Consider the following 6,000-nt stretch of genomic DNA (forward strand, 5'->3'; position numbering starts at 1 on the left):
GCTTCCCCTCTAGCACGCATGCGTCGTTCAGCAGGTAGCGCGTGGGGAAGTTGTCCGTGCCGTCGATCACCGCGTCGAAGCCGCGCACGATCTCCCGCGCGTCGGCCGAGGTGAGGCGCAGCGCGAAGCCCTCCACGCGGACGTGCGGGTTGATCTCGGCGATGCGGTCGCGCGCCGATTCCAGCTTCGGACGGCCGATGTCGGACGTTCCGTGGATCACCTGCCGCTGCAGGTTGCTGGCATCCACCACGTCGAACTCCACGATGCCCAGCGTGCCCACCCCCGCTGCGGCCAGGTACATGGCCGCGGGGGACCCCAGTCCGCCGGCGCCCACCAGCAGCACGCGCCCAGCCTTCAGCCGCCGCTGACCCTGGGGGCCCACTTCGGGCAGGATCAGGTGGCGACTGTACCGCTGGTGTTCGTCGGCCGACAGCGTGGGAAGTCCGTGCTCGCTCATGGCGACAGGTTAGGGGCCGCCGCGGGTCAGGGCAACCGGGCGATCGTTGACCATCTCTCGCGATCGCAGTACGGTGGTCGGATGGTGAAGAAAAGAATCATCGTCGAGATCGAATCCGAGCTCCTGGCCGCAATCGATCAGTGGGTCGATCAGCAGCGGGTTGCGGACCGGGCTGAATTCGTCGAAGCGGCGATGACGCGCAAGCTGCGCCGGCTGCGGCGCGACCGACTCGCAGCGGCATGCTTGCGCCTGGATCCCGACGAAGAGCGCGGGCTGGCGGAGGAGGGATTGGGGACCGCGGATGGGCTGAGCGAGGAATACTGATTGGTGACTGCCTGAGGCTGAGTTCCTGCTGCCATCAAGCACGATCCTTGAATCGCCCCTCCGCCTCCGATACCATTCGGCACCGCGGCGGGTACACCGCTGCGGCAATCACCTGAACGGCGGCTGGGAATGGAGTTCCTTCAACAGGCGTTCGACTACTTTCGTCACCTCGACGTGCACCTGGCAGACATGCTTCGCCAGTACGGCGCGTGGACGTACGCGATTCTCTTTCTGATCATCTTCTGCGAAACCGGGCTGGTGGTGACGCCCTTCCTCCCCGGCGACTCGCTCCTGTTCGCGGCGGGCGCCATCACCGCGGCGGCCAACAACCAGCCCGGCGAGCAGGCGCTCAGCATCATCATCCTGTGGCTGGTGCTGATGCTCGCGGCCGTGCTGGGCGACACCGTCAACTACCAGATCGGCAGGGCGGTGGGGTTGAGGGTATTCAAGGAAGACGCGCGGGTGATGAAGCTGGAATATCTCCGCCGAACCGAGAGGTTCTACGCCAAGTACGGAGGAAAGACCATCATCCTGGCGCGCTTCATTCCCATCGTGCGGACGTATGCGCCGTTCGTGGCGGGCGCTTCGCGGATGGATTACCCGCGCTTCCTGTCGTTCAACGTCATCGGTGGCGTAATCTGGATCACCGCGTTCCTGTTCGCGGGGTACTTCTTCGGGAACATCCCCGCCGTGAAGCACAACTTCGAATACGTGGTGATCGGCATCATCCTCGTGTCGCTCGTTCCGCCGATCCTCGAATGGCTCAAGCACCGCCGCGAGCAGGCGGCGGCGGAGCCCACCCAGGCCTGACCCAATGCGCCGCGTCGCCCTGCTGATCCTGGCCCTCGCGCTCGCCGCCCCCGAGGCGGCGGCCCAGGGCACGCCCAACCGCCGCCCTCCGCGCGACACCATCCGCTTCGCCGAGCCCGCCCCGTCCGGCTCCACCAACGAGGACGCGGCGGATGAAGATGAGGCGTCCCCCGGCACGGCGGCGGCGGATAGCGTTCCGCGTCCCGGGCCGTTCTCCCGCGACGGCGGGCGCGGACCGTTCTCGGTGGAGGCGAGCGGCCAGGTTGCGCCCCGGCCACCCCGGGGCGAGATCGTGTGGCTGGAAGCCGCTCCCCCGCCGCGCGTGGCAGCCAGCGACACGGCGGCGTCCCGGCGCGCGTCCGCTCGCGACACCGCGCGCACGGGCTCGGGGCGCACCGCGGCGCGCGATACAGCGGCGACCCGGCGCACGGGCACAGGACAGACCGGGACCACGCGGACCAGCACCGGGCAGACCGCACGTCGCGACACCGCGTCGAGCGGCAGCCGCACTGCGTCACGCGACACCACGTCCACGCGCCGCACAGGCACGGGACAGAGCGGCACGAATCGCCCGAGCGCGGGGCAGACCGCGCGTCGTGACACGGCCTCTACCGGCAGCCGCACGGCATCGCGCGATACCGCCGCCCGGACGCGCACCGCCACGCGCGACACCGCCTCGCGGCGTACGGGGGCGACGACTCCCGCCAGCGGCCGCACGACGACTGGCTCCGGCACGACCACGCCCAACCGTCCCGCTCAGGGGTCGGCACCGGGGACGCGGCGCACGACGCACACCGTCGCGGCGGGCGAGACCTTCTTCGGCATCGCGCGGCGGTACGGCGTAACGGCGGCGCAGCTGCGCGCGATGAATCCCGATGTGGACTGGGAGAGCGTGGAAGTGGGCGAGGTGCTTCGGCTTCCAGCGACGGCCCGCGACTCCCGCGCGTCCGGTTCGGCGCAGAGCACGGCACGGCAGCCACAGACGCCGGCCGCATCCCGCACGCCGAACCGCACGGGCTCGCGGCCCGCCCGTCCCGCCACCCGCACGCACACGGTGGCACCGGGCGAAACGCTGTTCGGAATCGCCCGGCGCTACGGGGTTACGCGCCAGGACATCATCGACGCCAACGACCTGGAATCCGACCAGCTGCGGACCGGCCAGCGCCTGACCATTCCGCCCCCGGATTGATGGCCGACCAGGCGGAACTGCACCTGCCCGGCACCCGCGACGAGCGCATCCGCGTGCTGTTCGTCTGCATGGGCAACATCTGCCGGTCGCCCCTGGCCGAGGCGGTGTTCCGGCACCTGGTGCGCGAGCGGGGGCTGGAAGACCGGTTCGTGATCGACTCGGCGGGAACGTCGGGCTACCACCGCGGCGCGGCGCCGGACCGCCGCAGCACGGAGACGGCGAAGCGCCGCGGCATCGAACTGACGGGAAGCAGCCGCCAGCTGGTCGCGGCCGACCTGCGCCGCTTCGACTACGTGATCGCGATGGATGCCGAGAACATGCAAGGCATCCAGCTCCTGCGCGAGCGCTCGCCCGGGACGGCCACGGTCGGGCGGCTGCGCGACTGGGATCCCGATCCGGGCCACGGCGACGTGCCCGACCCGTACTACGGCGGCGCACGCGGCTTCGACGACGTGCACGACATCGTGGAGCGCGCCACGGCGGGCCTGCTCGACCACATCGTCCGAGAGCACGGGCTGACACCGTGATCCCGGGCGCCCTCCGCCGCGCCGCCGAGGCGCACCTGGGGCCCATCCACTCCGCGACGCCGGTGGCCGGCGGGTGCATCAACCACGGGGCGCGCGTGGAGACGGCGGACGGCCCCGTCTTCCTGAAGTACAATCACCAGTCGCCCGCCGGCATGTTCGCCGCAGAGGCGCACGGGCTGGACCAGCTCCGCGAGCAGGCGGCGGAGCTGGTCGTTCCCCAGGTGATCGCGCACGCGGAGGCGGATGGGGAGGCTCCCGCGTGGCTTGCCCTGGAATGGCTGGAGCCGGCCGCCCGCTCGCCGGAGTTCCTGGAGCGGCTGGGACGCGGGCTCGCGCAGATGCATCGCGCCGCGGTCGGTCTCACCTCGGGCTGGGAGAAAGACAACTTCATCGGCTCGCTCGCCCAGCAGAACGCCCCGGCCGACACCTGGCCCGGCTTCTGGCGCGACCGCCGGCTCGCGCCGCAGCTGGACCTCGCCCGCCGCATGGGCCGCCTGCCGGGATGCGAGGCCGACTGGGAGCGCCTGTTCGACCGCCTCGCCGCGATCCTCCGCCCCGCGGACGAGGACGGCCCGTCGCTCCTGCACGGCGACCTGTGGAGCGGCAACGTGCTCTCCACCACCGCGGGAGCCGCCCTGATCGACCCCGTCACCTACCGGGGCCACCGCGAGGTGGACCTGGCGATGGCGGACCTGTGCGGCGGATTCGACGACCGCTTCCACTCGGCATACCGCGAAGTCTGGCCGCTGCAGCCGGGCTACGAGGCGCGGCGGCCCGTCTACCAGCTGTACTACCTTCTCGTTCACGTGAACCTGTTCGGCGGCGGGAACATCTGGCAGACCGCCGAGGTGCTGCGCACGATCCTGCAGAAGGCGAGTTGATCCCGCGCCGTTCCGGACGGATTCACCAGGCACTTTCGCACTCGTTTCCTTCCCGTGGCAGACCGCTTGCGGAGCCTGCCACGGACCCTCACCCCCGCGCGTGTGTCAGAGACGATTCCCGACCTTCCGCTCCTCCCGCCCGAGGCCGTGCCCGAGCGCGCGCCCAGGCAGGCGTCCGCCGGCTCCATGCGCGTGATGATGCGCATGGCCGAGCGGGCGATGATGCGTTCGGCGGATGCTCCCCAGGTGCGCGGAAACACGGCCCATCTGCTGGTGGACGGCACGGATGCGTTCCGCGCCTGGCTGAACGCCATCCACGGTGCCGAGCGGTACGTGCACCTGGAAAACTACATCATCCGCGACGACCGCATCGGCCGGCGGTTTCGCGACGCGCTCGCCGAAAAGGCCAGCGCCGGGGTGAAGGTGCGGGTGCTGTACGACTGGATCGGGTGCTGGGCCACGCCGCGGAAGTTCTGGAAGCCCCTGCGCGACGCCGGCGCCGAGGTGCGCGCGTTCGCCCCCATTTCCCTGACCGATCCACTGAACTTCATGCGCCGCGACCACCGCAAGGTGGTGGCGGTGGACGGCGAGTGGGCGTCGGTGTCGGGCATGTGCATCGGCGACGAGTGGGCGGGCGATCCGGACGCGGGCATTCCGCCCTGGCGCGACACGGGCGTGGAGTTCCGCGGGCCGGTGGCGGCCGTCATCGACCGCGCCTTCGCCACCACCTGGGCCGCCACGGGTGGGCACCTTCCTCCCGACGAGCTTCCGGACCCGGCGACCACGCGGACGGTGGGCAACGTGGCGGCCCGCGTGGTGGAAGGGGAGCCGGGGCGCTCCCGCATCTACCGCCTGTCGCAGTTCGTGGCCGTGGGCGTGGAGCGGCGTCTGTGGATCACCGATCCCTATTTCGTGCTTCCGCCGGCCATGGCCGAGGCGCTGGCCGCCGCCGCGCGCGACGGGGTGGACGTGCGCGTGCTTCTGCCGGCGTACAACAACTGGCCGATCGTGGGGGGGATGTCACGAGCCGGCTACCGGCCGCTGCTGGAGGCGGGGGTGCGGCTGTTCGAGTGGGAGGGGCCCATGATCCACGCCAAGACGGCCGTGGCCGACGGGTTCTGGAGCCGGGTGGGGAGCAGCAACCTGAACCTGGCGTCGCTGCTGGGGAACTGGGAACTGGACGTAGCCGTCACGGACCTGCAGTTCGCGGCCGAGATGGAGGCGCTGTTCGAGCGAGACCTGACGTCGGCGGTGGAGGTAGGGCTGCGCAACACGCGCCGGGTGCCCGCCCTGGCCAAGCGCGACCGGCGCAGCGTGGAGCGCGTGGTGGTGGAGCCGACGGAAGAAGACGAGTCGCCCACGCGCATCGCCGCGCGCGAGGCGCGGATGCGGTCGTATCGCAGCACGGGCGTGGCCCGCTACCTGGGCCGCCTGGCGCGCGCCGCGTCGGTGCTGGCCCGCGCGCTGGTGGGCCAGCGCACCATCGGCCGAGAAGACTCGGGATGGGTCAGCATCTGGGGCGTCATCCTGCTGGGACTGGCCGCGCTGGGCATCTTCGTTCCCCGCGTGATCGCCTGGCCCAGCGCCGTGCTCTACGCGCTCCTGGGCATCGCCGCGTTCGTGCGGATTCGCACCCAGCCCCGCGGTGGCGATCCACCCTGATCGCTCCGAGGCGTCCAGCGGCCGAAATCGGCGCGGCGCCTGCTAAATCGAAGCGCGCGAACGGGTTGCATCCCTCCCCCAGATCCGGAAACATCCAGGCCCCGCGGAGCCTGGTTTTTCCGGATTCTTGCATCCTCTGGTTGACTAAAC

The 6,000-nt window shown here is 70.9% G+C and carries 7 protein-coding genes; 6 read left to right on the top strand and 1 reads right to left on the bottom strand.

Annotated elements, in window-relative coordinates:
• Positions 1-457, bottom strand: a 457-nt coding sequence (locus VIB55_RS02680) for a HesA/MoeB/ThiF family protein (protein WP_331875122.1), incomplete at its 3' end; no start/stop codon positions are given.
• 81 nt (positions 458-538) lie between these two features.
• On the opposite strand from VIB55_RS02680, the gene VIB55_RS02685 reads away from it, so the two are divergent.
• The 6 genes from VIB55_RS02685 (at position 539) to VIB55_RS02710 (ending at position 5,850) form a co-directional block, all read left to right on the top strand.
• A complete protein-coding gene (locus VIB55_RS02685) occupies positions 539-781 on the top strand; it encodes a hypothetical protein (RefSeq protein WP_331875123.1) in 243 nt (80 codons plus the stop codon).
• A 129-nt stretch (positions 782-910) separates the two neighbouring features.
• The gene (locus VIB55_RS02690) at positions 911-1,591 is read left to right on the top strand and encodes a DedA family protein (RefSeq protein ID WP_331875124.1); all 681 of its coding nucleotides are present in this window, start codon (positions 911-913) and stop codon (positions 1,589-1,591) included.
• A gap of 4 nt (positions 1,592-1,595) precedes the next feature.
• Positions 1,596-2,780, top strand: coding sequence for a LysM peptidoglycan-binding domain-containing protein (locus VIB55_RS02695; protein WP_331875125.1), 1,185 nt, complete (start codon positions 1,596-1,598; stop codon positions 2,778-2,780).
• A complete protein-coding gene (locus VIB55_RS02700) occupies positions 2,780-3,307 on the top strand; it encodes a low molecular weight protein-tyrosine-phosphatase (RefSeq protein WP_331875126.1) in 528 nt (175 codons plus the stop codon). The genes VIB55_RS02695 and VIB55_RS02700 overlap by 1 nt, the downstream gene beginning before the upstream one ends.
• Positions 3,304-4,188, top strand: a complete 885-nt coding sequence (locus tag VIB55_RS02705; RefSeq protein WP_331875127.1) for a fructosamine kinase family protein — start codon at positions 3,304-3,306, stop codon at positions 4,186-4,188. The genes VIB55_RS02700 and VIB55_RS02705 overlap by 4 nt, the downstream gene beginning before the upstream one ends.
• Positions 4,189-4,290: 102 nt before the next feature.
• Positions 4,291-5,850 (top strand): phospholipase D-like domain-containing protein, encoded by a 1,560-nt coding sequence (locus tag VIB55_RS02710; RefSeq protein ID WP_331875128.1) that lies wholly within the window; start codon positions 4,291-4,293, stop codon positions 5,848-5,850.
• Positions 5,851-6,000 lie beyond the last annotated feature (150 nt).

It is taken from the genome of Longimicrobium sp. (genome assembly GCF_036554565.1).
Taxonomy (GTDB): Bacteria; Gemmatimonadota; Gemmatimonadetes; order Longimicrobiales; family Longimicrobiaceae; genus Longimicrobium.

What these genes read in the sequence shown, in the direction of transcription:
- VIB55_RS02690 (WP_331875124.1), top strand. Translation starts at nt 911, where the DNA reads ATGGAGTTCCTTCAACAGGCGTTCGACTACTTTCGTCACCTCGACGTG.
- VIB55_RS02685 (WP_331875123.1), top strand. Translation starts at nt 539, where the DNA reads ATGGTGAAGAAAAGAATCATCGTCGAGATCGAATCCGAGCTCCTGGCC.
- VIB55_RS02700 (WP_331875126.1), top strand. Translation starts at nt 2,780, where the DNA reads ATGGCCGACCAGGCGGAACTGCACCTGCCCGGCACCCGCGACGAGCGC.
- VIB55_RS02695 (WP_331875125.1), top strand. Translation starts at nt 1,596, where the DNA reads ATGCGCCGCGTCGCCCTGCTGATCCTGGCCCTCGCGCTCGCCGCCCCC.